The organism is Gehongia tenuis (assembly GCF_014384795.1).
GTDB lineage: Bacteria > Bacillota > Clostridia > Christensenellales > NSJ-53 > Gehongia > Gehongia tenuis.
Window position 1 is genome coordinate 345,306 of the sequence record NZ_JACRSR010000001.1, and the last position, 24,580, is coordinate 369,885.

General features: G+C 62.7%; 34 protein-coding genes. 33 read left to right on the forward strand and 1 reads right to left on the reverse strand.

Annotated features, from left to right (window positions below; all coding sequences use genetic code 11):
- Positions 1-14: 14 nt before the first annotated feature.
- The 3 genes from H8696_RS01650 to H8696_RS01655 all read left to right on the forward strand — a co-directional run bounded on the left by H8696_RS01650 (position 15) and on the right by H8696_RS01655 (position 2,644).
- Positions 15-551 (forward strand): hypothetical protein, encoded by a 537-nt coding sequence (locus H8696_RS01650; protein ID WP_249314526.1) that lies wholly within the window; start codon positions 15-17, stop codon positions 549-551.
- 228 nt (positions 552-779) lie between these two features.
- Positions 780-902 carry a hypothetical protein gene (locus tag H8696_RS11275; RefSeq protein WP_283244841.1) on the forward strand — a complete coding sequence of 41 codons (123 nt, stop codon included), beginning with the start codon at positions 780-782 and terminating at the stop codon, positions 900-902.
- A 404-nt stretch (positions 903-1,306) separates the two neighbouring features.
- On the forward strand, positions 1,307-2,644 hold the full coding sequence (locus tag H8696_RS01655) for an MATE family efflux transporter (protein WP_249314527.1): 1,338 nt from the start codon (positions 1,307-1,309) through the stop codon (positions 2,642-2,644).
- Between the two features lie 78 nt (positions 2,645-2,722).
- Here H8696_RS01655 and H8696_RS01660 read toward each other — a convergent pair whose 3' ends face one another.
- Positions 2,723-3,370, reverse strand: a complete 648-nt coding sequence (locus H8696_RS01660) for a LexA family protein (RefSeq protein ID WP_249314528.1) — start codon at positions 3,368-3,370, stop codon at positions 2,723-2,725.
- Positions 3,371-3,641: 271 nt separating this feature from the next.
- Between H8696_RS01660 and H8696_RS01665 the strand changes: the two genes are divergently transcribed.
- The 30 genes from H8696_RS01665 (at position 3,642) to H8696_RS01810 (ending at position 24,287) form a co-directional block, all read left to right on the forward strand.
- Positions 3,642-4,025 carry a hypothetical protein gene (locus tag H8696_RS01665; RefSeq protein WP_249314529.1) on the forward strand — a complete coding sequence of 128 codons (384 nt, stop codon included), beginning with the start codon at positions 3,642-3,644 and terminating at the stop codon, positions 4,023-4,025.
- A 161-nt stretch (positions 4,026-4,186) separates the two neighbouring features.
- A complete protein-coding gene (locus H8696_RS01670) occupies positions 4,187-5,392 on the forward strand; it encodes a DnaD domain-containing protein (RefSeq protein WP_249314530.1) in 1,206 nt (401 codons plus the stop codon).
- 136 nt (positions 5,393-5,528) lie between these two features.
- A complete protein-coding gene (locus H8696_RS01675) occupies positions 5,529-6,014 on the forward strand; it encodes a DUF1492 domain-containing protein (protein WP_249314531.1) in 486 nt (161 codons plus the stop codon).
- 13 nt (positions 6,015-6,027) lie between these two features.
- Positions 6,028-6,489 carry a terminase small subunit gene (locus tag H8696_RS01680; RefSeq protein ID WP_249314532.1) on the forward strand — a complete coding sequence of 154 codons (462 nt, stop codon included), beginning with the start codon at positions 6,028-6,030 and terminating at the stop codon, positions 6,487-6,489.
- Positions 6,490-6,571: 82 nt separating this feature from the next.
- Positions 6,572-6,859, forward strand: coding sequence for a hypothetical protein (locus H8696_RS01685; RefSeq protein WP_249314533.1), 288 nt, complete (start codon positions 6,572-6,574; stop codon positions 6,857-6,859).
- A 5-nt stretch (positions 6,860-6,864) separates the two neighbouring features.
- Positions 6,865-8,169 carry a PBSX family phage terminase large subunit gene (locus tag H8696_RS01690; RefSeq protein ID WP_407926352.1) on the forward strand — a complete coding sequence of 435 codons (1,305 nt, stop codon included), beginning with the start codon at positions 6,865-6,867 and terminating at the stop codon, positions 8,167-8,169.
- A 153-nt stretch (positions 8,170-8,322) separates the two neighbouring features.
- Complete coding sequence (locus H8696_RS01695; RefSeq protein WP_249314534.1) at positions 8,323-8,502, forward strand: hypothetical protein; 180 nt, start codon at positions 8,323-8,325, stop codon at positions 8,500-8,502.
- A 142-nt stretch (positions 8,503-8,644) separates the two neighbouring features.
- Positions 8,645-8,824: a hypothetical protein gene (locus H8696_RS01700; RefSeq protein ID WP_249314535.1), complete on the forward strand. Its 180-nt coding sequence runs from the start codon at positions 8,645-8,647 to the stop codon at positions 8,822-8,824.
- A gap of 544 nt (positions 8,825-9,368) precedes the next feature.
- Entirely contained in the window at positions 9,369-11,105 is a 1,737-nt protein-coding gene (locus tag H8696_RS01705; protein WP_249314536.1) for a phage portal protein, read from the forward strand.
- A 12-nt stretch (positions 11,106-11,117) separates the two neighbouring features.
- Positions 11,118-11,963, forward strand: coding sequence for a N4-gp56 family major capsid protein (locus tag H8696_RS01710; RefSeq protein ID WP_249314537.1), 846 nt, complete (start codon positions 11,118-11,120; stop codon positions 11,961-11,963).
- A gap of 12 nt (positions 11,964-11,975) precedes the next feature.
- Positions 11,976-12,293 carry a head-tail connector protein gene (locus tag H8696_RS01715; protein ID WP_249314538.1) on the forward strand — a complete coding sequence of 106 codons (318 nt, stop codon included), beginning with the start codon at positions 11,976-11,978 and terminating at the stop codon, positions 12,291-12,293.
- Positions 12,293-12,652, forward strand: coding sequence for a hypothetical protein (locus H8696_RS01720; protein WP_249314539.1), 360 nt, complete (start codon positions 12,293-12,295; stop codon positions 12,650-12,652). The genes H8696_RS01715 and H8696_RS01720 overlap by 1 nt, the downstream gene beginning before the upstream one ends.
- A 288-nt stretch (positions 12,653-12,940) precedes the next feature.
- Positions 12,941-13,333, forward strand: a complete 393-nt coding sequence (locus H8696_RS01725; protein WP_249314540.1) for an HK97 gp10 family phage protein — start codon at positions 12,941-12,943, stop codon at positions 13,331-13,333.
- 19 nt (positions 13,334-13,352) lie between these two features.
- Positions 13,353-13,811 (forward strand): phage tail terminator family protein, encoded by a 459-nt coding sequence (locus tag H8696_RS01730; protein WP_249314541.1) that lies wholly within the window; start codon positions 13,353-13,355, stop codon positions 13,809-13,811.
- The gene (locus H8696_RS01735; protein WP_249314542.1) at positions 13,808-14,146 is read left to right on the forward strand and encodes a hypothetical protein; all 339 of its coding nucleotides are present in this window, start codon (positions 13,808-13,810) and stop codon (positions 14,144-14,146) included. The genes H8696_RS01730 and H8696_RS01735 overlap by 4 nt, the downstream gene beginning before the upstream one ends.
- A 1-nt stretch (position 14,147) precedes the next feature.
- The gene (locus H8696_RS01740; RefSeq protein ID WP_249314543.1) at positions 14,148-15,467 is read left to right on the forward strand and encodes a phage tail sheath family protein; all 1,320 of its coding nucleotides are present in this window, start codon (positions 14,148-14,150) and stop codon (positions 15,465-15,467) included.
- A gap of 12 nt (positions 15,468-15,479) precedes the next feature.
- Entirely contained in the window at positions 15,480-15,944 is a 465-nt protein-coding gene (locus tag H8696_RS01745; RefSeq protein WP_249314544.1) for a phage tail tube protein, read from the forward strand.
- Between the two features lie 113 nt (positions 15,945-16,057).
- Entirely contained in the window at positions 16,058-16,462 is a 405-nt protein-coding gene (locus H8696_RS01750; protein ID WP_249314545.1) for a phage tail assembly chaperone, read from the forward strand.
- 285 nt (positions 16,463-16,747) lie between these two features.
- Positions 16,748-17,272, forward strand: a complete 525-nt coding sequence (locus tag H8696_RS01755; protein WP_249314546.1) for a hypothetical protein — start codon at positions 16,748-16,750, stop codon at positions 17,270-17,272.
- On the forward strand, positions 17,272-17,994 hold the full coding sequence (locus H8696_RS01760) for a LysM peptidoglycan-binding domain-containing protein (protein ID WP_249314547.1): 723 nt from the start codon (positions 17,272-17,274) through the stop codon (positions 17,992-17,994). Before H8696_RS01755 ends, H8696_RS01760 begins: the two co-directional genes overlap by 1 nt.
- A 10-nt stretch (positions 17,995-18,004) precedes the next feature.
- The gene (locus tag H8696_RS01765) at positions 18,005-18,940 is read left to right on the forward strand and encodes an XkdQ/YqbQ family protein (protein WP_249314548.1); all 936 of its coding nucleotides are present in this window, start codon (positions 18,005-18,007) and stop codon (positions 18,938-18,940) included.
- Between the two features lie 153 nt (positions 18,941-19,093).
- The gene (locus H8696_RS01770; protein ID WP_249314549.1) at positions 19,094-19,348 is read left to right on the forward strand and encodes a DUF2577 family protein; all 255 of its coding nucleotides are present in this window, start codon (positions 19,094-19,096) and stop codon (positions 19,346-19,348) included.
- Positions 19,349-19,354: 6 nt separating this feature from the next.
- Positions 19,355-19,702 carry a DUF2634 domain-containing protein gene (locus tag H8696_RS01775; protein ID WP_249314550.1) on the forward strand — a complete coding sequence of 116 codons (348 nt, stop codon included), beginning with the start codon at positions 19,355-19,357 and terminating at the stop codon, positions 19,700-19,702.
- Positions 19,695-20,750, forward strand: a complete 1,056-nt coding sequence (locus H8696_RS01780; RefSeq protein WP_249314551.1) for a baseplate J/gp47 family protein — start codon at positions 19,695-19,697, stop codon at positions 20,748-20,750. The genes H8696_RS01775 and H8696_RS01780 overlap by 8 nt, the downstream gene beginning before the upstream one ends.
- Positions 20,743-21,321 carry a putative phage tail protein gene (locus H8696_RS01785; RefSeq protein WP_249314552.1) on the forward strand — a complete coding sequence of 193 codons (579 nt, stop codon included), beginning with the start codon at positions 20,743-20,745 and terminating at the stop codon, positions 21,319-21,321. Before H8696_RS01780 ends, H8696_RS01785 begins: the two co-directional genes overlap by 8 nt.
- Positions 21,318-21,605, forward strand: a complete 288-nt coding sequence (locus H8696_RS01790) for a hypothetical protein (RefSeq protein WP_249314553.1) — start codon at positions 21,318-21,320, stop codon at positions 21,603-21,605. The genes H8696_RS01785 and H8696_RS01790 overlap by 4 nt, the downstream gene beginning before the upstream one ends.
- 1 nt (position 21,606) lies before the next feature.
- Entirely contained in the window at positions 21,607-22,035 is a 429-nt protein-coding gene (locus H8696_RS01795) for a hypothetical protein (RefSeq protein ID WP_249314554.1), read from the forward strand.
- A complete protein-coding gene (locus tag H8696_RS01800; RefSeq protein WP_249314555.1) occupies positions 22,019-22,327 on the forward strand; it encodes a hypothetical protein in 309 nt (102 codons plus the stop codon). Before H8696_RS01795 ends, H8696_RS01800 begins: the two co-directional genes overlap by 17 nt.
- 209 nt (positions 22,328-22,536) lie before the next feature.
- On the forward strand, positions 22,537-22,833 hold the full coding sequence (locus H8696_RS01805) for a phage holin family protein (RefSeq protein WP_249314556.1): 297 nt from the start codon (positions 22,537-22,539) through the stop codon (positions 22,831-22,833).
- A 419-nt stretch (positions 22,834-23,252) separates the two neighbouring features.
- Positions 23,253-24,287 (forward strand): S1C family serine protease, encoded by a 1,035-nt coding sequence (locus tag H8696_RS01810; RefSeq protein ID WP_249314557.1) that lies wholly within the window; start codon positions 23,253-23,255, stop codon positions 24,285-24,287.
- Positions 24,288-24,580 lie beyond the last annotated feature (293 nt).

Consider the following 24,580-nt stretch of genomic DNA (forward strand, 5'->3'; position numbering starts at 1 on the left):
AGGAGTTTCATTTGATGAAGAAAAAGGGCTTGGCCCTGCTGCTGACAGCTTTGGTCTTTCTGCTCGCCGCCTGCCAGATCGAACTTTCCGGCGAGACCCGCACCCTGGAGGGCGGCGGCTTCTCCTTCCAGTATCCCAAGGAATTCATGGTGGAGAAGGCTTCGGACGACGCGCCGGACAAGATCCAGATGCGTTACATGGTGGGCGGGGAGATGTATCTTTGCACCGTCATGCCCCACGAGGAGGGCAAAAAATTGGCCGATCTCGATGAGGCCGGACGCCAGGAGGTCGTGGACATTCTGGTGGACAACATGGAGGCCCAGATCCGTGTGGAGATGGAGCCCTATGAGACGGGAACCGTTTCCCTCGGCGGCCGCGACGCCTATTACTACCGCTATCAGGATGAGCTCGCCGTGTGCCGCATGGATATGTATCTTTTCGAGGGCAGGGACGCCATGGAGGTTCTCCTGCTCGGCGCCAACGATTCCGCGGGCACCGTCCGCTTCGATGAGGTGCTGGGCGGCATCCCCGATTCATTTACGTTTGAGTAATCCCTGCGGAAACGGTCGTCCCTCGGCCGCCCGGTGGTTCTGTCAGAGTTTATAAATTGTTAACATTTGGCTGTATCCCTTGGGAAACAATGGTTACAGCTATTTTTTCCCGGAGCCGTTCATAAATTGTTCACGAACCGTTCATACACCGGTCAAACTTTCATTTGACAGGCTGGTCCTTCCGTACTATACTGCCCCATGGAGTCTTGGGAAAGGAGGGCTACAGTCATGAAGAGGATCATTGCTTTGGTGCTGGTGGTATGCGCTTTCGCTGTGGGCCTGACCGCCTGCGGCGGCGACAACGCTTCCACGCCTTCTACGGGCGCAGCCGTTTCTACGCCTGCCAAATAATTTGCCTTTCTATAATTCTACATAGATCGGAATTCGCCGGAAAGAGGTCCCTTCGGGGGCCTCTTTCCAGTTTTTCTCCCACGTTTTGACTTGCGGCGCTGCTTTCTGCTATAATGGCTTTGTGAGAAGTCAGAATCGCAAGATTTGAGATTGCCACCCAATGGGCTGGAGGCTGATGGAAGGGCGCGCCTTTCCCGGGCCTCGGCTCAACGGCCGGAGGAACCCGCTAAAGCGGTTTCCGGGGCCAAAGGGTGGTATTTTTTTACGATGACGGCCGCCCGGGGAGGCCGAAGGGGAGAGCCGGGCGGCGGAAGCGGGCTGGCAAGTATGGCATGCGGGAGCCGGATTGGGGGAAGGGCTCGCCGGGGAACGGCTGAAATCGATTATACTTTGGGAGGTTCAAGATGACAAAACACAATGATGGAATTGCAAGGGCGCTGATCGCCTTTACCGTGCCCCTCATCCTGAGCGGGCTTTTGCAGCAGCTCTACAACTGGGCCGACGCCTTCATCGTGGGCAACATTGTGGGCGAGGGCGCCCTGGCCGCCGTCGGCGCTACCCATGCCATCACCGGCCTTTTTGTCATGGCCATTACCGGCTTTACCTCCGGTATCTCCATCCTCTCCGCCCGGTTCTACGGCGCGGGGGACATGGACGTGCAGAAAAAACTGCTGTTCTCCTTCACCGCCATCCTGGGCGTCTTCTTCCTGGCCGTCAGTGTGGCCGGTATTGTGGGAACACAGGGCATGCTCCGGCTGCTCAACACTCCCGCGGACATCTTTGACATGGCGGCGGGTTATCTCGCCGTCATTCTGGTGGGCGTGCCCTTTCTGGCGGTCTACAACGTCTATGCGGCGATCCTGCGCGGCCTTGGCAACAGCAAGGCGCCCTTCTACGGCGTTTTGGTCTCCTCGGTGGCCAATGTGGCGCTGGACCTCCTGTTCGTGGGCGCGTTCCACTGGGGCGTCGTCGGCGCGGCGGCGGCGACGGTCATCTCCCAGGCCCTGATGACGGTGTTTCTGGTGGTCTACGCCGTGCGTAAGTACGAGGCGCTGCGGTTCCGGCCCGAGCGCAGTCTCTTTGAAAAGGGTGTGATCCGGCAGGGCTGGGCCATCTCCTGGCCCATCACGGTGCAGTCGGTGATGAAATCGGTGGGCAGCCTGGTGCTGCAGAACTTCATGAACGGCTTTGGCACCGCCACCGTGGCGGCCATCACCACCGCCTATCGGGTGGACAGCGTCATCATGCTGCCTATTTTGAACCTCAGCACCGGCATCGCCACCATGACCTCCCAGAACATCGGCGCCGGCGAGCCCGGCCGGGCGCGGCGCTGTCTTTCCGTGGGCATGGTGATGATGGGCGTGGTATCGCTGGCCCTCACCGCCTTTGTGATGGTGCTGGGCGGCCCGCTGGTCCAGATCTTCGGCGTGACGCCCGAGGCGGTGGCCATCGGCCGGGCCTTCTTCCAGGCCATCGGTATTTTCTACGTGATCTATGGCGCCGCCATGGCGCTTAGGGGCTATGTCGAGGGCCGGGGCTTCGTCCTGTTCTCCGGTATCTGCGGCATCCTCTCCCTGGGCGTGCGCATCGGCTTGTCCTACGGGCTGGTGGGCGTGTTTGAGGGCCGCGTCATCGCTTATGCCGAGGCCTTCTCCTGGGTGTTCATGTTCCTTATGTACGGCGCTTGGTACGTGCTGAACCGCCGCAGGGAGCATAGGGCCGGCATTGAGCTGGGAAGTTGAAGTGTGGGCCGGGGTTTGGCCGGCGGCGGGGCGCGAGAGATTGGAAAAGAGGGAGCCGATTGGCTCCCTCTTTTTTGCTTAGCTGAGTTTGCGGCGCACCAGCACCACCTGGCCCAGTATCTCCGCTTCCGCCATCCGCTCACCATAGTAGAGCCGCGGCCGCTCCGCCGGCGAGGGCGACGTCAGCAAAAGAAAATCCGATTCCCGGTACAGATACCGCAGCTTCGCTTCCCCGTCCAGGATCGCCAGCACCAGCTTCCCGTCCCCGGCTTCCCCGCGGTGCACCAGCACAAAATCCCCTTCCTTCGCCGCCGGCGATACCGCCTCGTCCGGAACACGCAAAATAAAATACTCCTCCGAACAGGAATTGAGATCCCGTACGTCCAGGTACTGCTCCCCCAAATCCTCATAGAAGGTCCGGTTGTTCTCACTGTAGATCCGGCCGTACACCTTTACCGTTACCGCCGTATCCGTCCTGCGATAGGGCGCCGGCGGCTCGCTCACCCGCGGCAGCTTCGTGCCGTGCCCCATGATATAGTCAATGCTGCATCCCAGCTGGTCCGCCAGCCGCACGAGTATATCCAAACTGGGCGCCGTTTCCCCCGCTTCGTACTTGCTGATGGTGCTCTTCCCCACACCCACCGCCTGGGCCAGCGAGGTCTGCGTGTATCCACAGCGCTTACGGCATTTGTAGAGGTTGGGTACCCATGATTTCTGCTCAGCCATCCTCGTTCCTCCTCTTTGACCATGTTTTCATTATAGTGTTTCCCCAGAGGAACCGCAATCCTTGGGCCTTAGTAATTATTGGGGGAATATCCCTATTTTGCAGGTATTGACAAGCATTTTTCCCTGTGCTATGATCTAAAATGTAGCGCCAAAGGAAACAAATGCCGCTCTTTTTTGTGGTTTTGATTCCCTCAAAGAAACTTTGGCCTGTTTTTTTCCGGTTGTGAGGATTCCCCATCATCACAATATAGTTGGAAAGAGGGCCTAATTTTTGATGCTTTTTTGTAACCATGATCCGGTATCGGATGATTTCTCGCGGGATCTGCGCTGTTTCCGCTGCGGTGAGGAAGTCTGCGACTTTCTCTACGACCTTGAAGGTGCTTGGCTTTGTGAAGACTGTTTCGATCTCATCTGTCTGGAATTCAAACGCCGCGCCCGCTATGATGCCTTTGATCTCGCCGAGGCGCTCCGTGAGCCGCTCCGGGACATCGAGAGGCGCACGGGGGACGGAGTTGCCGCGGCGGAGATGGGTGCGCCGGGGAACGGCGTGTCTGCGCAGGCGGGAGACGATGCGTCGGGGGACGGCGTGTCTGTACGGGCGGAAGGGGCGGTGGGTCAACGGCCCGGCGAGGACCCGGGAGGCGCGGCGCAATGAACTATTTGAAAGAAATTAACGCTTTTGAGCGCTACGTCGAAGCCAATTTTTTGCCGCCTGCCGCGCAATTAATGTGGTACAAACTGATAGCTCTTTTTAACCGTTGTGGGTGGCCCGATTGGGTCACCCTTGACAATATCCGTTTGATGACGTTATGCGGCATGAGACAGGAAAAAACCTGCATAAAAACGCGGGATTTTCTCATTTTTCATGGCATGATCCGCTATCGGAGAGGCAGAAAGGGGTTTCCCTCCCGCTATGCTTTGGTGCCCAGCGAAGGATGGGGTGCGCCGCGGGAAAAGGGGGAATGGAAGGCTGGACGGGAGAGGATCGAGGGCGAGCCGGGGGAACGGGAAACTGAACGGGAAAGGGCCGAGGGCGAGCCGGGGGAACGGAAAGCCGGACGGGAGAGGAACGAGGGCGGGCCGGGGAGACGGAAGGCTGGAAGGGGGGAATGGGACCCCGGGTGCGGACAGGGTTCCATCCTGAGCGGGGATGGCTGTCAAACGCGCCAAAACGGCGCCAGAAGCACGGATGCGGGCACGGGCCGTACCCAAGGCCCGGGAGGGAAACGCCGGGCTGTGCGGGACGGGCAGGACCCGCTGAGAAACCGCGGGAAGAGGCCCCGGGGACCGGGGAATGGAGGCGTGCCGGTTGAGTTTGCATGGGAGGGCGGGGACAAGCCCGCCGGAAAAAAGGAGGGATCGTTCGCTGACAAGATAAACACCATGGGTTCGAGGGAGGAAGGATCCAGGAGGACCTCGGGGAAAGGAGATGGGTCCAATGGCGCCTTCAAAACGATGCCTGCAAAAAATGCGGGGTGGGACGGCGTGCATGGCCATGACGCCGTATATCGGCCAGGCTTTTCGCCAGCCTTTCCTGCCCCCCTATCTAAACCAAACGTAAAATCAAACACAAACCATGACGAGGACGACTCGTGTGTGCACGGGGGAGAGCCGCATGGACCTCGGGAGCGAACGGCCGATGGGGATAACAGCGGGGAGAGGCCCACTCAGGCCGGGAAAAGGGGTATTGACGGGCATGGGATTGGACGGTACGGGGATGAAATCGGCAGCGGCGGCATGCCGTGGGGAGCCGGACGATGCGGAGCGGAGAGTGCCTTCAACCTCTCGCCCTCCGCAAGAGCCTTCCTGGACCACCTCGCTTTGCCCGAAGACGTCATTGCCCTTGCCGTCGATGCCGCCCTCGACCGCGGCGCCCGCTCCTTCGCCTACCTCCGCAGGGTGCTGGAGGACTGGCTGCACCGGGGCGTCCATTCCGTGGAGGATGCTGAAAACATCCTCCGGCACCGGGAAACCTCCCGCTTGGAGGATGACATGCTGGACAATTTATACACCAAATTTTGATGCAGCACCCCTTTTCTCCCTTTTTATGACATGATGGGAGCGGGGAATCCTCCAACAGGGCGGCCTGGGAAAACACCGATCCGGGCCTGGAGAATATTCAGCGGCCTGGGGCCGGTATGGCCAAAGGAAAGGCGCCATGGATTTGTTGAAGGAGGAATTTTTTGTGGGCGTTTTATCCCGTAACATGATCAAAAGTGTGGAAAAATGGTTCTACCGCTACCCGGAAGCGATGAAGGATCTTTGCGAGGTCCGTCAAAATATCTTAAAGGCTTACGAAAACTGCGGCCCGGTGGCCATCTCGGACCCCACCTTCGGCCGCGCCGCCGAGCTGGCCGGTGAGGATGCGCACGAGTGGATGATGGTTATTCAGGAGGTCCTGGACCACTTCGAGGGCACCGGCAAGGACCGGCTGCTCCGGATGGTCTACTTCCAGGACCGAACCGAGGTGTATGTGTGCAGCGAGCTTTTCATCGAGCGCCGGACCTTCTATGCCTGGAAAAACGAGGTGGTGCTCTATGCCGCGTTCCTCGCCGTGCAAAGGGGCATCCTCGCCTTCCCGGACAGCCGGCTTCATCAGCGCTCCCGCCAGCTCCATCAGGATACCGGCACACTGCGCGTTTGAAGGAGGGCTTCGCTTGAACGAGCGGCAAAAAATTTTCCTGGACGCCTTTGTGGAGGGGGGCTCCCTCCCTGAGGCGGCCCGGGCGGCGGGGTACTCGGACAGCTATGCCGTCAAGGTGCTGTCCGATCCTCTGGCCAAAGAGTATGTGAAAGAACACGCCGGCGCCGCGCTCTATCAGCGGGCGCTGAAGTTTTATGCCGGGATCGTCTCCGGCGAGATCACCGAACAGGTGGTGGTCGCGGACAAGATGGACGGCCAGACCATCCACCGCGTGCTGGACAAGCTGCCCGCCGTTAAGGACCGCATCCGCGCCGGGGAGATCATTTTGCAGATGGTGGGCCAGGAGGGGGATGACGGCGGCGCCGGTGACGCCGGACTGCCCGCCGTGGATTATGACGGCGGCATCGCCGCGGAAGAGCCGCGCCCACCGGAGCAGCCGGAATCAGAAAATGCCGGATTGGATCGGGACGGGTGAGGTCGAGGCGGGGAAAGGTCGGAAGGCTGGACAGGGTTAAGAGCGATCGGGAGGCCGGGGACAGCGGTAAGGCTGGACAGGGTTGAGAGCGGTTGGGAGGCCGGGGACAGCGGCAAGGCCGGACAGGGTTGAGAGCGGTTGGGAGGCCGGGGACAGCGGCAAGGCCGGGGGACGGGAGAAGCCGGCACGGGAAATGGGACCGGGTGCGGCTGGATGGGACGGACCGAGCGGTAAGGCCGGGGGTCGGGAGAAGCTCGCACGGGAAGTGGGACCGGGTGCGGCTGGATGGGATGGACCGGGCGGTAAGGCCGGAGGTCGGGAGAAGCCGGCACGGGAAATGGAGGCGGCCACTGGCCGCGTGCGGAGATGAGGTGTTTGAAAATGGGATGGGATGGACCGGGCGGTAAGGCCGGGGGTCGGGAGAAGCTCGCACGGGAATTGGAGGCGGCCACTGGCCGCGTGCGGTGGGTGGAGGGGTTCCGGGAGGTCAACGCTTCCACCAAACGCTACCGCGTTCTCATGGGCTCCGCCGGTTCCGGCAAGTCCATGAACGTCGCGCAGGACCTCATCGGCAAGCTGTCCAACCCCAAATTCGCCGGCGCGAACCTTTTGGTTGTCCGCAAGCTGGAGGAGGCCAACCGCGCTTCCACGCTGCCTCAGCTCATTCAGGCCGCAAAGGCCTTCTACGGCAGTGAGTGGCACCGCGCCTGGTCCGTTCGCCGGGAGCCCCTCGCCATGACATGCAGGGTCACCGGCTGCCAGATCCTCTTCGCGGGCATGAACGATCTCAGGCAGCGGGAGAAAATCAAGTCCGTCGCCTTTGAACGGGGCAAGCTCACCTTCATCTGGGTGGAGGAGGCCACCGAGCTTTCCGAAGCCGATTTCGACATCCTGGACGACAGGCTCCGCGGCGTTCTGCCCCGGGGCTTGTATTACCAGATTACGTTAACCTTTAACCCCGTTTCCGCCAGCCACTGGCTGAAGAGCCGTTTCTTCGATCATCCCGATCCCGCGGCGCTGGTTCACCGTTCCAATTACCGGGACAACCCCTTCATGGACGCGGCCTACCACCGCAGGATGGAGATGCGGAAAAAGCGGGACCCGGAGGGGTACCGGGTGTATGGTCTCGGGGAGTGGGGCGGCACGGAAAAAATGGTGCTGCCCCACTATCAGGTGCGGGCGTTCGACCGGGACCGGGAACGCTTCGACCGGGTGGTGCTGGGCCAGGATTTCGGGTTCAATCACGCCAACGCCATCCTGGAGGTGGGCATGAAGGACGGCGGGGTGTATGTGATGCGGGAGCTGGTGCTCCGGGGGCTGGACACGGCGGCCATCATTGAACGGGCGACGGCGGCCGGGGTGCCGAAGGATCTGGCGATGATCTGCGACAGCGCCGAGCCGGACCGCATCGCCAGCTGGCGGGCCGCCGGGTTCCGGGCCAGGCCGGTGAAAAAGGGCGCCGGTTCGGTGCTGGCCCAGCTGGACTATCTACGCGGACGGGAGCTCGTCATCCATCCCCAGTGTGTGCATCTCATCCGCGAGCTGGCCGGGTATGTATGGAAGAAGGACCCGCTCACCGGCGCGCTGCTGGACGAGCCCGCACCCGCTCCCGACGACGCCATCGCCGCGCTGCGCTATGCCGTCGATGAGGTGCGCAGAGGTCCCAATTTTACCTTCTAGGCTTCTAATAGAAAAAAATTTTTTGCCCTCTGGACGGACCTGCAAACCCCTGAATTGTATGGAATTTCGCGATATTGGTTATACTTTTATAACCATTTATGACTATAGTATTGTGACCGGCTTAGGTCTATGATGGGGAAAAGGAGGCCTGCCATGTTCCGCATCGAAAACGACTTTAAGAGCCCGAATGTTCCCCGTACCATCCGATTCACCGATCGACTCTTTGAAGAACTTACCGCCGCTGCCCAGGAAAATGGCGTCTCCTTCAATCGCCTGGTCTTGCAATGCTGCCGCTATGCGCTGGATCATTTGGACAGGGACGATCCTGAATAGTTTTTTCCTTTCCCCCGCTTCGTTTTTGACGGCGTTTTTGTGCGTCGTCATTTTTTGTAACCATTTTTTAATTACCGATATGCACATTACCTTTATTACAAATGTGAACTATAATGGAGAAAAAGGTGAAGGGGGTCTTTAAATGGAAAAATTCAAGATCGTTAAGTCCAGCGAAAGGATTACTTCCATCAATCGGACCATCCGCTTGAGCCCGGAAAGCTTCGACCGCCTTTCCTCCTTGAGCCAGCAAAGCGGGGTCTCCTTTAATAGGCTTGTTAATCAGTGTATTGCCTATGCGCTCCAAAACCTCGAGGAAGATTGATGTCTTCTCCGCACCAGAAAACAGTGGCAGCAGCCACTGTTTTTTTTGTGGGGAAAAATCGGGGGGCGAAGCGGGCGAGGGGATGGGAGACGGAGGTTTGGACGGGATGGAGGAGCGGGTGGAGCGCGGGAGATGGAGGAGAAGGATCGGACGAGGGAGACGGGGGGTGGATGGGATGGACCGGGCGAGGAGCCGGAGCAGGGGGGAGCCGGCACGCGAAAGGGGAGCGGCTACTGGCCGCAAGATGGGGGTGTTTGAAGACGGAATCGGATGGACCGGGTGAGGAGATGGGAGACGGGGGGTGGATGGGATGGACCGGGTGAGGAGCCGGAGCACGGGAGGAGCCGGCACGCGAAAGGGAAGCGGCTACCAGCCGCAAGATGGGGGTGTTTGAAGACGGAATCGGATGGACCGGGTGAGGGGATGGGAGACGGGGGGAGCCGGCACGCGAAAGGGAAGCGGCTACCAGCCGCAAGTGCAGCGCCAATGCGGTACGCCAAAATGATAGGCTATCCTTGAAAGTAATGCAAGGGAGGAATCATTCTTGTTCTTATCCCAAACCGATGTGGTTCAGGCCGCCCTCGAGGCCCATGCGCCCATGTCCCTTGAGCAGATCCTGCTCACCGAAATCCGCGAGTTTGAAGGCTCCGCTAAACGGCGCTTCATGCTCCAGGGCATGGCCTACTACCGGGGGGAAAACGACATCCTCTTGAAGCACCGCACGGGCATCGGCGAGGACGGCTATGAAACCGTCATCCAAAATCTCGCCAACAACCGCATCGCCCACGGCTTCATTCAAAAACTGGTGGATCAAAAGAAGGATTACCTCCTTTCCCGGCCCATCAGCATTGACTGCCGGGATCCCCATCAGCAGCGCCATCTCACCGACTTCTTTGACCGCGAGTTCATGCGGGTTTTGAAAAACGTCGGCGCCAGCGCCGTGGTGGAGGGCGAGGCCTATTTGCAGGTGTTCTACGACCCGGAAGGGCGGCTCCGGACCATGCTCATCCCCGCATCCCAGGTCATTCCCTTTTTCGAGGATGAGGACGGCGAGCTGGGCGGGCTGATCCGCTTCTACGATCTTGAAGGCTATGAGGGCCGGCACAAGATCCTTCAGCGAAAGGTGGAGTACTGGCACAGGGACGGCGTGGACCGCTACCGCGAGGAGGGCGGCCGCCTCATCCTGGAGGGCCGGGAGGGCCACTTCACGGTGGAGGGAAAACCGGCCTGCTTCGGCAGGGTGCCCTTCGTGGTGTTCCGCTACAACGCCCTGGGAAGGCCGCTTATCGCAAATCTCAAGGCGCTGGTGGATGAATACGACAAACGGGTTTCCCAGCGGGCGGACAGCCTCGAGGATCTGCCCAATTCGGTGTACGTGCTCAAAAATTTCGACGGGGAAAATCTCGGGGAGTTCCGGAAGAACCTGATGAGCTACCGGGCGGTGAAGGTCTCCGGCGACGGCGGCGTGGATACGCTGTCCCTGCCCGGGGACGGCGATTCGCTGGAGGATCATCTGAAGCGGCTTAGAAAGGATATCTACGAGTTCGGGCGGGGCGTGGATACCCAGAGCGAACGCTTCGGCGCAAGTCCCTCCGGCGTCGCGCTGAAGTTCCTCTACGCCGATCTGGACATGGACGCCTCCGAGATGGAGAGCGAGTTCCAGGCCGCCCTGCACCGCCTGCTCTGGTTCGTGAATTTCCACATCCGCACCTGCTTCGGCGAGGATTTTGACGGCAAGCCTGTGGAGTTCGTCCTGAACCGCGACATCCTCATCAATGAGACCGATGCCATTGACAACTGTGTCAAGTCCGTGGGCATCCTCTCCGAACGGACCATTCTGGCCAACCATCCCTGGGTTGTGCAGGTGGAGCTGGAGGAGGCCAGGAAGCTGGAGGATGAGGCGAAGGCCGGAGAGGCTGAACGCGAAGGGCCGGGAGCGGAGAAGCCCGGGGACGGAGAGACGATGAACCGGAAGAAGGCCGGGGCGAAGGGACCGGGCGGCGCGGCAGGCGAAGCCGGGACCGGAGCCGGCAAGAAGGCCGGGGCGAAGCCCGGGGCCGGAGATACGATGAACCGGAAAAAGGCCGGGGCGACGGACGGCGCGGAAAGCAAAGACGGAACCGAAGCCGGGAAGAAGGGCGAGGCGAAGCCCGGCGACGTATGCACGGAATACCTGGCCCCCGGCCGGCGCCTGAGGCCAAGACCTAAGGGCACCGTCCCCTACTCGGGAATTACCGGTACGGATCCTTTTCTGTCCGGTTTCCATAAACGACTGATTTAGGAGGCATTACAAATGGCTGTGAACTATGCAACAAAATACGCCGGCGCTGTGGACGAACGCTTTCGTCTGAGCGCACTGACCACCCCCGCGGTGAACGATTCCTTTGACTGGACCGGCGCAAAAACCGTTCAGGTCTACTCCATTCCCACGGTGGCCATGTCCGACTACTCCCGCACCGGTACGGCCCGCTACGGCACCCCCAGCGAGCTCGACAACACCCTGCAGGAGCTTACCCTCGCCAAGGACCGCGGGTTCGCTTTCATCATCGACCGCGGCAACTACAACGATACGGCGATGACCAATGCCGCAGGCGAGGCGCTGCAGCGTCAGGTGGAAGAGGTTGTCATCCCGGAGATCGACACCTACCGCCTTTCCAAGATGGCCGCCGGCACCGGCACCACCAAGACGGAGACGGTCACCTCCAGCAATGCTTACGATCTTTTCCTGGAGGCCTGCGGCACCCTCTCCGACAACAAGGTTCCCCTGGAGGGCCGCGTCGCCTTCGTAAACCCCGCCTTCTACAAGGCCATCAAGCAGGACGGGAGCTTCGTGAAGGGTTCGGATATGGCCCATGAGATGCTCAGCCACGGCGTGGTGGGCATGGTGGACGGCGTGAGCCTCATTCAGGTGCCCACCTCCTACATGCCCGAGGGCACCACCCTCATCATGGCCCATCCCCTTTGCACCACCGCACCGGTCAAGCTGGCCGACTACAAGATCCATGACAACCCTCCGGGCATCAACGGATGGCTGATCGAGGGCCGGGTGTACTACGATGCCTTCGTGCTCACCAGCAAGAAGAAGGGCATCTACATCGTCAAGAACGCGGCGGCCCAGCAGCCCAGCGGCGACGCTTAAAAGGAGGGGCATATGACGAAGGATGAAGCGGTTGTGGCGGCGGCGGCCCTCCTGACGGGCCGGGTGGAGGCTGATCTCATCGATGACCTGGCGGCGGAGGCCGTGCAGCTCATCCTGGATTACTGCCATATCCCGGACTTCCCCGCGGCGCTCATCCCGGTGGCCGCCGATGCGGCGGTGGCCCTCTCCCATCGGGATGAGCGGCCCGCCGCCGGCGTCTCCCAGCTGTCGGTGGGCGATACGTCCATCACCTACGGCAAGGCCGATACGGGCGATGTGCTTTCCGCTTTTGCCTCGCGCCTTCATCCCTACCGAAGGGTGGCGTGGTGATGGGATACCGGGATTTGACCGCCCTGTTCACCGATGAGGCGGACATCTTCCGCCGCAAGGCGGGCAGCGCCGGCCCCTTTACCACCGCCGATACCCTGGAAAAAGTGGCGGAAGGCATCCCCTGCAGGCTCTCCCAAAAGGGCAGGGTCAATCTGGGGGAGTCCGGCCTCGGCGAGGTCTACAATGCCGCCAACTTCCGGCTGAAGCTCTTTCTGCCCCCCGGCACCGATATCCGGCAGGGGGACAGTGTGAAGGTCCGAAGATTCGGCGGGGACGGCGCGACCCAGTTCCTCGCCGGGTTTCCCTTCACCTACGACTCCCACGTGGAGGTGCATTTGAGCTTCATCGGCAAGGCGTAGCCGGGAAACCCCGGCGGGCAATCCGCGTGCGAGGCGAGGGAATTTGCCAGAGCGGAGGTAAGGCCGGGGGCTGGGAGAACGGTGAAGGCGAAGGCCGGGGCCGGAGGTAAGGCCGAAGCGCGGAGGCTGGGAGAACGGTGAAGGCGAAGGCCGGGGCCGGAGGTAAGGCCGAAGCGCGGAGGCTGGGAGAACGGTGAAGGCGAAGGCCGGGGCCGGAGAGAAGGCCGAAGTGTGAAGGATCGAGAATGGCTGAAAGGCTGAAGAGACAGCCGAAAGGCGGGTGAATATATGGGTGCCTTGGAACAGCAGCTCTATCGGCTGCAAAAATGGAAGATGCGCGTCGACCGCGCCAGAAACGGTGTGGACGCTCTCTACAGGAGCGCCGGCGAGGCCGCTGCCGATAAGGGGCTTGCCGCCGTCCGGGCGCTCACCCCTGTTGAGACCGGCAGGCTGCAGATGGGTTGGCAAAAACGGGTCTCCCGTACGGGCAGCAGCTACCAAGTGAGTTTATTGAATGAAGTTGCTTATGCCCCCTACGTGGAATTTGGCCATCGGGCGGGCAAGAGCGGTTTCGTCCCCGGCAGGTACATGATGAGCCGGGGACGGATCGCCGCCCAGACGGCCCTCGCCATGGAAGTGGCGCGGGCGGAGGCAAAGATCCTGACCCAGGTGAAACAGTAGGCATGAGGGGGGACGGTTTTTGGTTACCGAAGTGATAAAGGCGGTGGCGAAGGCTCTGTCCGAGGGCTGGAAGCTGCCCGTTTACGGCGAACAGGTGGTGCAGGGATTCATGGAGCCCTGCTTCGCCATCCGCCTCGAGCAAAGCGGCGTGAAAAGGGAACTGCAGGGCCGCAGTCTCTGGGAGGTGGAGCTGGACGTGATGTTCTTTCCCGGAGAGGGCGGCAACGCCTCGGCCATGGCCGAGCTGCCCGCTCTGCATGGGGCGCTTAGCGAGGTGAGCTGGGAGGGTGTGCGCTATGCCCTCGCCCGTATGGATTCGGCGCTGGTGGACGGCGTGCTGCATCTCATCCTGCGCTACCCCTTCCGCGCTTTGCAGGAAAGAACCCCCGATACGGCCATGGCCTCCTTTGAGGTCACCGTGCGGCAAAGGCAGGACGAAGCGGGAAGCGCCCAGGCCGCGGACGGAGAGCGGACATGAGGCGGGGGCGGAACGCGCCTGCTGCGGCCCGCGCCGGGAGGGTGCGGGGCTGGGAGACCGGCTTGGACGCCGCGGACGGACGGATGGACGGACCGGCGGGCGAAGGGACCGGAGAAGAACGGGACCAGGAAGAACGGGACCGGGAGGAGCGGAGCCGGGGGGAACGGGACGGCGGCTCGGGCGGGTCTGCGGGCCGGTTCCTCAAAAAACACTGGCTGGAGGTTCAGCGCGGCGTTCGCCGCGATGTGCTCGAGGCCCATCTCCGGGACGGCCAGGCCTACGGCCTGACGGAGATCCGTGAGATCCTGGGTCATTTTTGGAAAGAGGTGGATTGATATGGCGGGAGGCATTTTTACCGCTTACAACAAAAAGCGTGCCGGCGTTTACATCAACATCAAGGGCGCCGCAAAGGCGGACACCGGTCTTGGGGAGAGCGGCGTTGCGGCGGTGCCGGTGGAGTGCGGGTTTGGTCCTGGCACTGTGGTGGAGCTGCAAAGCGGCGCCGACACCCTCGGCATCTTTGGCGACAGTCTCGCCAGCGACGCCATGCGGCCCATTCGGGAGGCCATGCGGGGCGCGTCCAAGGTGCTGGCCATGCGCATCAACGGCGGCGGCACGAAGGCGTCCGGCACCCTCGGCGTCATCTCGGCCGAGGCGGTCTATGGCGGCGCGTCCGGCAACCGCATCAAGCTTCAGGCGGAAGCACTCCCCGGCGGCAAGTACCGGGTGAGCACCCTCTACGACAATGCCGTGGTGGACGAGCAGGATGTGGCGGCGGCGGGGGATCTGGCGGACAACGGCTGGGTTGCCTTCTCCGGCACCGGCGCCATCACCGAGGGCAGTGTGAGCCTTACCGGCGGCGTCAGCGAAACGGTGACGGCGGCAAGCTGGTCCGCCTTCCTTGCGGCCCTCGAGGGCCTTCGCTTCGGCGCCATGGCGGTGCCGGTATCCGAGGCGCTGGCGGAAAGCGTGCTGCCGGTGGTGAAGGCCTACGTGGTGCGCCTTCGGGACACGGTGGGCAAGAAGTTCGCCGCGGTGGTTCCCGCCTACGACGGGCAGGAACCCATGGACCATGAGGCCATCGTACAGGTGAAAAACGGCGTGATCATGGAGGACGGCGCGGTGGTGGACAGCCGCATCGCCACCTGCTACGTGGCGGGCGCTTATGCGGCTGCGGGCCCGGCGCGGTCCCTCACCTTCCAGGAGTATTCCGGAGCCGTGGATGTGACGAAAAACTACACCGATACCGAGATCGGCGAGCTTTTAACGGACGGCATGTTCATCTTTACGCTGGGAGAGAGGGTCAGGATCGAGCAGGACGTGAACTCCCTGACCACCTACACGGCGGACAAGCCCAGCTACTTCAGAAAGGCGCGGCTCATCCGCACGCTGGACGCCATTGCTCAGGATTTCAAGGACATCTTCGAAAGGGAGTTCGTGGGCAAGGTGCAGAACAATGTGGATGGACGGGCTCTGTTCTCGGCGCGCTGTGCCGCCTACCTGGACACGCTGGCCGCCCTCGGCGCCATCGAGGCACGGGAGGACGGCGATATCGTGGTGGCGCTGGGCAGCGAGCCGGACAGCCTGGTGGTGGAAGCGGCCATCCGGGCGGTGGACGCGGTGGAGAAGATCTACATGACCGTATCGGTTGCGTAAAGGAGGAGGAAAATGGGCTATCTGAAAGCCAGTGATACCCTGTTCGGCCAGGAGGGCCGGGCCTATGCCACCATCGACGGCCAGGTGGAGGAGATGTTCTACATCAAGCGGCTCACCGCTTCCGTGGAGAAAAACAAGGTCAAGATGGCGACCCTGGGCAGGCGCGCCTTGCAGCATAAGGCCGCCGGCTACGAGGGCAAGGGCGAGATGACCATCTATTACGTTACCAGCCTGTTTCGTCAGATCATGTGCGATTACATGAAGCGCGGCCGGGATCTCTATTTCGATATTCAGGTCACCAACGAGGACCCCACCTCCGCCGCCGGCCGGCAGACCGTGGTCCTGAAAAATGTCAATCTTGATTCCGTCGTCATGGCCGCCCTGGACGTGGAGGCCGAAGCCCTGGAGGAGGACGTTTCCTTCACCTTCGACGACGTGGAGATCCTCCAAAGCTTCACCGCCCCGGAATTGGGTTGATGTAAGGGGGGAGCCGGGGGACGGCGGCAGGCCGGGGGCCGCGCTGACGGAGCGCGGGCGGTACGGACGGCGGCCGAAAGCAGCTAAAAAAAACGCCAGGAGGAGCGGGATCAATGGATCTTCGAGAGTTCTTACAGCGTCATCCGGTGGACGATATCCGGGAAAAGGTGGTCGTGGGCGAACGGCTCCGGGACGAGGCGGGCAATCCCCTCGCCTTTGAGATCCGGGCGCTCACTGCGGACGCCTTTGAAAAGGTCCGCCGCGCCAGCGAACGGCCCGGCCCAAACGGACCGGTGCTGGATGCCAGAAGGTTTACAGAATATCTTGTCATTGAGGGCGTGGCGGCGCCGTCCTTCCGGGACGCCGAGGCCATGGCGGAACTGTCCTGCTCCACACCGGAGCAGTATCTGGCCAAAACCCTTCTCGCCGGGGAGATTCTCAAACTGTCCGCCGCCATTCAGCGGCTGTCCGGCTTCGATACCTCCCTGGACGAGGACATTCAAACAGCAAAAAACTGATTCGGGGCGGTGACGGGCTGTCCACCCTCGCCTGCGCCGCCCTGATTCGATGGGGCTGGGAACCGGGGAAGGTTCTGGCCCTCTCCCAAAGGGAAATCGCCTTCGTGACCGCCGCCCTGCTGCTTCAGGGCGATTGAGCCGGGGGCCGGAGGGCGGGGCCGGGCGGGCGGTTTGCGGCCGGGGGCCGGGCGAGGGCGCCATCGATACGAAAGTTTGGCAAAATGGGCTGGTGGGGGAAGGAAACCGGTTGGGTTTCCGGACCCGCGGGCCGAAGGAGGCGGGCAGATGATTTCCACGGATTTGACCTACAGCGACCGGCTGAGCGCGCCGCTTGCCGCGCTGTCCATGTCCATTGGCGGCGCCATCACCCAGGTTCGGGCGGTGATGGACCTCAAGGCCAGGATGGAAAAAGCGGCGGCGCTGGCGGCTGCGTCCAAAAACAAGGTGGGTGCGCCTGCGGCGGCCCAGAAGGCGGGCAGCACGCTGGCGGGCATGGTGCAGGCGGCGGCGGGCATGGTGTCCGGTACGAATAAAAGCGCCGCCCGATCCACGGCATCCGGCAGCGCCAGTACCGCCCGCGCTGCATCGGCCAGCGCCGAGATGGCCAAGGTGTCCTACCAGAGTGAATCGGCCCAGCTGGCCGAGACTTTGGCCCGGCTGGCCTCCGCTCTGCCCGGCTCCGCCGCGCCGGTGATCCAGGTCACTTTCGGCGACGTCCGGGAAACCGCCGATGTGGAGGCGGTGGCCGACGCCCTCACCGCCCGGCTCTCCCAGGAACTGAACGCTTCGGCAAGGGGGTTGTATCTGTAATGGAAAAGATCTACATGGCCGCGGGCAGCTTCGCCTTTGAACTGCCGGTGCTGCCCGAGAGCCTCAGCATCACCGTGCCCGGCGCAAACGAGCGTTTCGATACCGCCGAATCCTATCAGGGCACCCTGTTCAAGTGGCACAAGAACCGTCAGCTCACGCTGAAGGGCGTCTTTCCGGGCGAGGGCGATCCCTATGTGGAAAACGGTTATTCGCCTGAATATTATGTAAATGCAATTCAGGGATGGATGGAAGCCTTTACACCTGTAAAACTCAACTGGACAGGCGGCGCTATCGATGTGTATATGACGGTCACTGTAGAAAATTTTACGTACACCGAAGAGGGCGGCATGCCCGGCACGCTCAGCTACGAGATGGATCTGGTGGAATACAGGAAATTGGCGGCGCCTCAGGTGAACACCGGGTCCCTTTCCCTTGAGATCCAAAATGCGCTGACGGCGGAGCTTGGCGCCAACACCTCCGGCATCACCGGAAGCGTCACCGGGGAGGGCGGCTCGGGATCGGGGAGCACGGCCGCGCCGCCGCGGGAGGACAACCGCACCATTCCCGAGACCTACACCCTGGTGAAGGGGGACTGCCTTTGGTCCATCGCCCGGCGCTTCTACGGCGACGGCACGAAGTACAAGGCGATCCAGACCCTGAACAACATCCCCAATTCCAAGCTGAACAGCCTGCCCATCGGGCTGGTGATCCGGCTGCCCTAGGAGGTGAACCATGGAACTGTATTGGGAGCCCAAAGGCGGCGGCGTATTTGAGCTGACGCCGGTGGCGGGGGACGTGAAGTGGTTCTCCTCGGCGGCGGGCCAGGCGGGCTACGTGGAGTTTGAGATGATGAAGGGGGCGGCGGACCTGCGGACCGGGGACGGCATCCGGCTGGCGCTGTCCGGCGCCGACCGGTTCCTGGGACGGGTGTTCACCCTCACGGCGGGCCCGGACCGGGTGAAGGTGCGGGCATATGATCAGCTGCGGTATCTCTTGCAGAAGTACAGCTACACCTTCACCGGCGTGACGGCCTCGGCCATGCTGAGGGCCATGGCCCGGGATTTCCGGCTGGCGGTGGGCGCCGTGGCGGACACGGGCTATGTGTTCGCCAAGTTTGCCGCCGATGGGCAGAGCCTTCTGGATATGATGCTCTCCGCGCTGAAACAGACCCGGGAGAACACCGGCAGGCTGTTCGTGCTGGGGGATGAGGCGGGGCGGCTCACCCTCACCGACTGCCGGAACCGGATCCGGCCCTTTGCCCTGTCGGCGGCCCACAACCTGACCGACTACTCCGACGTTCATACCATAGATGAAAGTGCTTACACCAAGTTTGAGATCAGCCGCACCGCGGGCTCGGGACGGGAGGTCAGAACGCTGGTGAACGCTCCGGCCATGGACCGCTTCGGCGTGCTGCTTTGGACGGGCAGCGCCGGCAGTGAGGAGAGCGCCGCGGTGATGGACAGCCGTCTGAGGCAGGCGGAGCGGCGCTACGCCAGGGAGCACCGGAGCTTCTCCTGCGAGGGCGCCGGGGAGGATGTGCGCGCCGGCGACGTGGTGGCGGTGATGGCGGCCGGCGAGACCCGGCCCTATCTGATCGCCTCCGTGCGCCATGCCTTTGCCGGCGGCGCCCGGCACACCATGAAGCTGGAGCTGGAAAGATTCGCCTGACCCGGGCCGGAATGCCATCGGGCAGTGGGGACGAGAGCTGAAGCGTGGCAGAGAAGGCCGACAGGCCGGGCAGTGGGGATGGGAGCCGGAATGCCATCGGGCTGTGGGGACGAAAGCTGAAGCATGGCAAAGTCAAAAAAGGCGGGGATAAAAATGCTGGAAGTGATCAAGGGATGCGTGGAAGGTATGCTGGAGGCCAAGGCGCTGAGCCAGGCCGTCACCGGCGAGGTGACCCTGGCCTCGCCGCTGACGGTGAAGGTGGAGCAGCATCTGGTGCTCTCCGGCCCTTTCCTGACGATGACCGAGCGGGCGGCGTCGCTGGCGCTCAAGGCGGGCGACTGGGTGCTGATGCTCCGGGCCCAGGGCGGCCAGGACTACTACGTGCTGGACCGAATCGAGAGGGGGTAGGGGATCTTGTGGAAAACCTTCAAGCTGGACTTTGAAAAGGGCCGGGCGGCGGGCATCATCGACGGCGAGGAAGCCCTGAAGCAGGCGGTGGGCCTCGCTCTGGCGGTGCCGCGGTACCGCTACGCCATCTATTCGCCGGACTATGGCAGCGAGCTGGAATCCCTCATCGGCGGCGGACGGGCCTACGGCGCGGCCCAGATCCCGGGGATGGTGGAGGATGCGCTGCTGGCGGATCCCCGCATCCAGGCGGTGGAGAACCTGACCCTGGTGGAGAACGGCAGCGAGTTCCTCGTGTCCTTCGCGGTGAAGGCGGACTCCGGCCGGCAAGAAATGGAGGTATCGGTGAATGTATGAAGCCATGAACTATGAAACCCTGCTGGAGCGGATGCTGGCCCGGGTGGAGGGCCTGGACACGTCGGAGGGATCGGTGGTCATGACGGCGCTGGCTCCGGCGGCGGCGCTGCTGGCTCAGGCCTATATGGACCTGGACACGGCCATCAATCTCTCCTTCGCCGATACCGCCGACGGCGAATACCTGGAGCGGCGGGCAAAGGAGCTGGGCATTGCGCGCTCCCCCGCCACCAAGGCCGTGTGCATCGCAAGCTTTCTGGACAGCGCCGGTCTGGCGGCCGGGGTGGACATCGGCAGCCGCTGGAACGGCGGCGAGGTGAACTACCGGGTGATCGAGGCCGTGAGCGGCGGCTACCGCGTGGAATGCGAGACGGCGGGCACGGTGGGCAATGGTACGGGCCCCCTCTCGCCAGTGGACTATGCGCCGGGCGTGGCCAGCGCGGCCATCACCGCCGTGGAGAGCGCCGGCAAGGATGTGGAAAGCGACGAGGACCTGCGGAAACGTTACTTTGACCGGCTGACCGCCTTCCCCTTCGCCGGCAACTACACCGCCTACCGGGAGATGTGCGAGGCCCAAAAGGGCGTCACCGGCTGCCGGCTGGAGACGCCGAACACCGCCAACGGTGCGGTTAACATATTCCTGATCGGCGAAAACTATCTGCCCGCCGGAAGCGGGGTGGTCTCGGCGGTGCAGGACGTGTTCACCGATAACCGGAACGGCCTTGGGCTGGCGCCGGTGGGCCATCTGGTGACGGTGGCGGCGGCCGGGAGCTTGGAGGTCGCCCTCTCGGCAGCCCTCACGCTGGAGGCGGACGCCGATGAGACGGCGGTGAAGGCGGCGGCCCAGGCGGCCTACGAGAACTATCTTCTGGAGCTGCGCCAGGACTGGAGCGAGCGGGCGGCGGTGGTCCGGGTGGCCCAGGTGACGCTGAAGCTGCTGCAGGTGCCGGGGGTGACGGACGTGTCCGACGTGAAGCTGAACAACGGAACGGTCAACATAACCCTTGACAACCACACGGTGCCGGTGACGGGAGGTGTGAGCTTTGTTTGAGCCGAGGACGGTCATGGAGCACTGGCCGGAGATGTTCCGGGAGCTGACGGAGTTTCAGGCCCTGGCGGATGCGCTGGACCCGGAGTTCTCCGCCCTCGGCGCGGCGATCGATGATTTCCTCGCGGCCCAGTTCATCGAGACGGCTCCGGAGTGGGCGGTGCGGCGGCGGGAGGAGATGCTGGAGCTTCTGCCCTCCACCGACATGGACTACCGCAAAAAGCGGCTGTCCACCTGCTGGGGCGCTCCGCCGCCCTACAACCTCGCGTCCATCACCGCCGTGCTGGAACGGCTGGTGGGGGCGGGCAAGGTGAACATGTCGCTGCTCAACCGCACCCTCACGCTGGAGCTCGGCCCGCAGAATCCCGGCGAGATGTCCCAGGCCATCGCCACCGTGCGGGAGATGGTTCCGGCCAACGTGCTGGTCCGGGTCATGCCCACGGCGGTCACCCGCATCACGCCGCACTTCACCATCACGCTCACCCAGACCCTGCCCATGGCCCTCGGCCGCTGGGCCCTCGGGGAATACGCCTTTACCGGCAAGCGGGAAACGAAGGAGGTAGAATACATTTGATTACCGATCTGCTGCGGGAGGAGCTCTCCCGCCGAATGAACAGCACCGTCTCCCAGCCCAAGGTGAACGGCCAGTTCATGACGAACTACACCAACGCGCTGATTGAAAGCAATACCGCCTTTCGGCAGACCATCACCCTGCCGGACAACTTCGGCACCATCGAAAGCCTGCAGATTCAGGACGGCGTGGAGCAGGACCTGGCCACCTTCACCCTGTTTGCCCCCCAGGTGGAGGGCACGCTGGTGAAACTGGTCTTTGAAATGCGCATCGAGGAGGCGATTTGACATGGCAGTAAAAACGGACTGGGCGGCGAGCGAAGTGGTCACCGCCGCCGATTTCAATGATCTATCGGCGAAAGCCCTCGCCGTGGACACCCATACCCACAACGGTACGAACGGCGTGAAATTGGATTATGGAAACTTGACCAATACGCCGGACTGTATTGTAAAATCAGGGGATCAGACGGTGGAAGGGGCGCTTACGCTGGATAATCTTCTGTTAACCCTATCCGGCGCTGAATCGAGCACCGCCGCCTTTTCCGGCTCCGCCCTCACGCTGCTTTCCCAGGTCAGCGCCTACAGCTACGGCGAGGGGAGGATCGGGCTCAAGGCCGGGGAACTGCCCTCCGGGGCGGCGTCCTCCGGCGCGGCGGATCTCACCGCCCTTCTCGCTCTTTTGATCGAGGCGGTGAAGGAACTTGGCGGAGCTCAGTGAACGGATGGCCGCGCAGGAGCGGGAAGTGATCGGCATGGGCCGGGAGATCAAGGAGATCAAGGGGCGGCTGCTCCGGCAGGATGAACTGCTCTCGGAGCTGATGAGCCTGCGGACGGATCTGGGCGTGCTCAGGGAGCGGATGGACTATATAATAGAAGACATCGAAAAAAACGCCCGGCGGGTGGAGGCCATGGACGCGGTGCCCAAAAAACGCTGGGAACAGCTCGTCCTTTCCATGATCTCCGCCCTCACCGCCGCCCTCGCCGGATACTTTTTCGGCCGCGGCGGCTGACAGGGCCCCGGCGGCCGACGCCGGCTGGGGGACCTCGACTGGCCCCAGCGGCCGATGCCGGCCGGGAGGCCTCGACTGGCCCGGCGGCCGATGCCCGTGCCGGGGGCCCGGCCGGCCTCCACCGGCCCGCGCAAGGCGCCGCCCGTGACATGTTTTGACCTCCGCCGTCATAATCTTTAAAGGGATTAACCGTGAAGGAGGTCGGCGTGATGGAGATGGATTTAATGGAGTATTTGGTTTCACAGGCGCTGGTGCTGGTGCCCGCCCTGTGGGTGATCGGGGCCATGATCAAAAGGATTCCCCGGGCGCCCCACTGGGTGATACCCTTTGTGCTCCTGGTGCTGGGCATCGTGGGCGCGGGACTCATCCTCGGGTTCAGCGTTGAGAGCGTCCTGCAGGGCATCATCGCGGCGGGCGTGGCCGTGTTCGGGCACCAGCTCGTCAAGCAGGCGGCGGAAGCCTCCAGCCAGACCGTGGTCATCAAGGCCAACAAAAACCGGAACTGATCCGGGGCAAATCAGGCTGGGAAACCGGGAGAACCAGAAGGGGCGGGCGAAAGCGCCTGGAAGGGCCGCCCCTTTTCCACAGCGGATTTGGGGACAGGCCCGGCGCTTTTTCGGACAGGCCCGGCGGTCCGGCCTGAATTCCCGCCCGGCCGCCATCGGGGCTTTCACCATGAAAACAGGCCGTCGGGGACATAAATTGTTCACAGAAGATGTATAAAAGCCGCGATTTTGTGTCACACTCATGCCATAGTGCGGGGCTATCCTAAACTTGTCAAAGGGAAGGAGCGAAGCGAGTTCCCCAAACCCAGAGGGTCAAAGGGAAGGAGCGAAGCGAGTTCCCCAAACCCAGAGGGTCAAAGGGAAGGAGCGAAGCGGCTTCCCGGGACCATGGAAAGATGACAAGCAAGGAGGCATCCGCAATGATGAATCATAATTATTACGACGAAGCCGTCAGCCACGTGGTGGACGAGGCCTTGGGCGCGGGCCCGGCTTTTGAGCATAGCAACGGCGCCAGCGGCCAGCCTGGGTACACCCCGGCAGGCTCCGGCGCTCCCGAGGGACAGGGCGCAGCCCATAGGAACCACCCTCCGAAAAAACGGCCCTTTAAGGTTCTGCGCTTTACGGCCATCGCGGCGGCCATTGCCGTCACCGCCACCGGATCGAGCTTCCTCACCGCTCATCTGATGGAGGAGCGCATGGCGGAGATCGCGGCGAGCCAGGTTCAATCGGGCGGCGCCGCAAGCGGACTCACCCGCACCGCCCTCGGCGGCACGGCGAGCACCCAGGAGATCGTCTCAGAGGTCAGTCCCAGCATCGTGGGCATCAAGATGACGGTGTCCGTACCCAGCCGCAACCCCTACGCCTATTACTATGGCGGGGGCGGCGGCACCCAGCAGACCTCCGGCGAGGGGTCGGGGATCATCGTTTCCCAGGACGGAACCATCCTCACCAATTACCATGTGGTGGAATACGCTGATCCCGAGGGCCAATACGGCGAATACACCCAGCTCACCGTGACCCTCTCCGACGGCACCGAGTACCCGGCGACCTTTGTCAAGGGCGATTCGGAGCGGGATCTGGCCCTCATCAAGATCGAGGCCGCGAATCTTCCAGCGGCCACGCTGGGCGATTCCGATGACCTGTCCGTGGGCGAGACGGTGCTGTGCTTTGGCAGTCCCCTCGGCCTTCAGGGCTCCGTGTCCCAGGGCGTGGTCTCCGCAGTGAACCGCGAACTGGCGGCCGGCGAGACGGGCGGAACCCAGAGTTTCGTTCAGACCGATGCGGCCATCAATTCCGGCAACTCCGGCGGCGCCCTGGTCAACAGCAGGGGTGAAGTGGTGGGTGTGAACTCGGCCAAGATCAGCGCCAGCGGCGTGGAGGGTCTCGGGTTCGCCATCCCCATCAACGACGCCAAAGCCTTCATCGCGGGCACCGCGGAAGGTACCACGATTTAAGCCTTTCATGCTGGATCCTCCTTTTGACCGATGCCTTTCAGCTCGGCCGAGAGGCCAGTTTTGAATACCTCCCTTTCTAATCTGTTCTTGCCCCCGGGGTTTCCCCGGGGGCCTTTTTTTGCGCTTGCGCCCGGCGGATGCTTGCCCGGGCGGCGGTGGGGACCGGCCTTTGCTGGATCCGGCGGGGCTTGCGCGGGCACACCGTCGTCCGGCGTGACCCAGGCACCGGCCACAGCGGCAGGCTGTCCAATGCTGATTGCGGCGGCCGCCCTTTTGATCCCGGCGGGGCTGCC

Coding starts and splice junctions, on each gene's coding strand:
- H8696_RS01650 (WP_249314526.1), top strand. CDS start 15: ATGAAGAAAAAGGGCTTGGCCCTGCTGCTGACAGCTTTGGTCTTTCTG.
- H8696_RS11275 (WP_283244841.1), top strand. CDS start 780: ATGAAGAGGATCATTGCTTTGGTGCTGGTGGTATGCGCTTTCGCTGTG.
- H8696_RS01655 (WP_249314527.1), top strand. CDS start 1,307: ATGACAAAACACAATGATGGAATTGCAAGGGCGCTGATCGCCTTTACC.
- H8696_RS01660 (WP_249314528.1), bottom strand. CDS start 3,370: ATGGCTGAGCAGAAATCATGGGTACCCAACCTCTACAAATGCCGTAAG.
- H8696_RS01670 (WP_249314530.1), top strand. CDS start 4,187: ATGAGACAGGAAAAAACCTGCATAAAAACGCGGGATTTTCTCATTTTT.
- H8696_RS01675 (WP_249314531.1), top strand. CDS start 5,529: ATGGATTTGTTGAAGGAGGAATTTTTTGTGGGCGTTTTATCCCGTAAC.
- H8696_RS01695 (WP_249314534.1), top strand. CDS start 8,323: ATGTTCCGCATCGAAAACGACTTTAAGAGCCCGAATGTTCCCCGTACC.
- H8696_RS01700 (WP_249314535.1), top strand. CDS start 8,645: ATGGAAAAATTCAAGATCGTTAAGTCCAGCGAAAGGATTACTTCCATC.
- H8696_RS01710 (WP_249314537.1), top strand. CDS start 11,118: ATGGCTGTGAACTATGCAACAAAATACGCCGGCGCTGTGGACGAACGC.
- H8696_RS01715 (WP_249314538.1), top strand. CDS start 11,976: ATGACGAAGGATGAAGCGGTTGTGGCGGCGGCGGCCCTCCTGACGGGC.
- H8696_RS01720 (WP_249314539.1), top strand. CDS start 12,293: ATGGGATACCGGGATTTGACCGCCCTGTTCACCGATGAGGCGGACATC.
- H8696_RS01725 (WP_249314540.1), top strand. CDS start 12,941: ATGGGTGCCTTGGAACAGCAGCTCTATCGGCTGCAAAAATGGAAGATG.
- H8696_RS01735 (WP_249314542.1), top strand. CDS start 13,808: ATGAGGCGGGGGCGGAACGCGCCTGCTGCGGCCCGCGCCGGGAGGGTG.
- H8696_RS01740 (WP_249314543.1), top strand. CDS start 14,148: ATGGCGGGAGGCATTTTTACCGCTTACAACAAAAAGCGTGCCGGCGTT.
- H8696_RS01745 (WP_249314544.1), top strand. CDS start 15,480: ATGGGCTATCTGAAAGCCAGTGATACCCTGTTCGGCCAGGAGGGCCGG.
- H8696_RS01750 (WP_249314545.1), top strand. CDS start 16,058: ATGGATCTTCGAGAGTTCTTACAGCGTCATCCGGTGGACGATATCCGG.
- H8696_RS01755 (WP_249314546.1), top strand. CDS start 16,748: ATGATTTCCACGGATTTGACCTACAGCGACCGGCTGAGCGCGCCGCTT.
- H8696_RS01760 (WP_249314547.1), top strand. CDS start 17,272: ATGGAAAAGATCTACATGGCCGCGGGCAGCTTCGCCTTTGAACTGCCG.
- H8696_RS01765 (WP_249314548.1), top strand. CDS start 18,005: ATGGAACTGTATTGGGAGCCCAAAGGCGGCGGCGTATTTGAGCTGACG.
- H8696_RS01770 (WP_249314549.1), top strand. CDS start 19,094: ATGCTGGAAGTGATCAAGGGATGCGTGGAAGGTATGCTGGAGGCCAAG.
- H8696_RS01780 (WP_249314551.1), top strand. CDS start 19,695: ATGTATGAAGCCATGAACTATGAAACCCTGCTGGAGCGGATGCTGGCC.
- H8696_RS01795 (WP_249314554.1), top strand. CDS start 21,607: ATGGCAGTAAAAACGGACTGGGCGGCGAGCGAAGTGGTCACCGCCGCC.
- H8696_RS01805 (WP_249314556.1), top strand. CDS start 22,537: ATGGAGATGGATTTAATGGAGTATTTGGTTTCACAGGCGCTGGTGCTG.
- H8696_RS01810 (WP_249314557.1), top strand. CDS start 23,253: ATGATGAATCATAATTATTACGACGAAGCCGTCAGCCACGTGGTGGAC.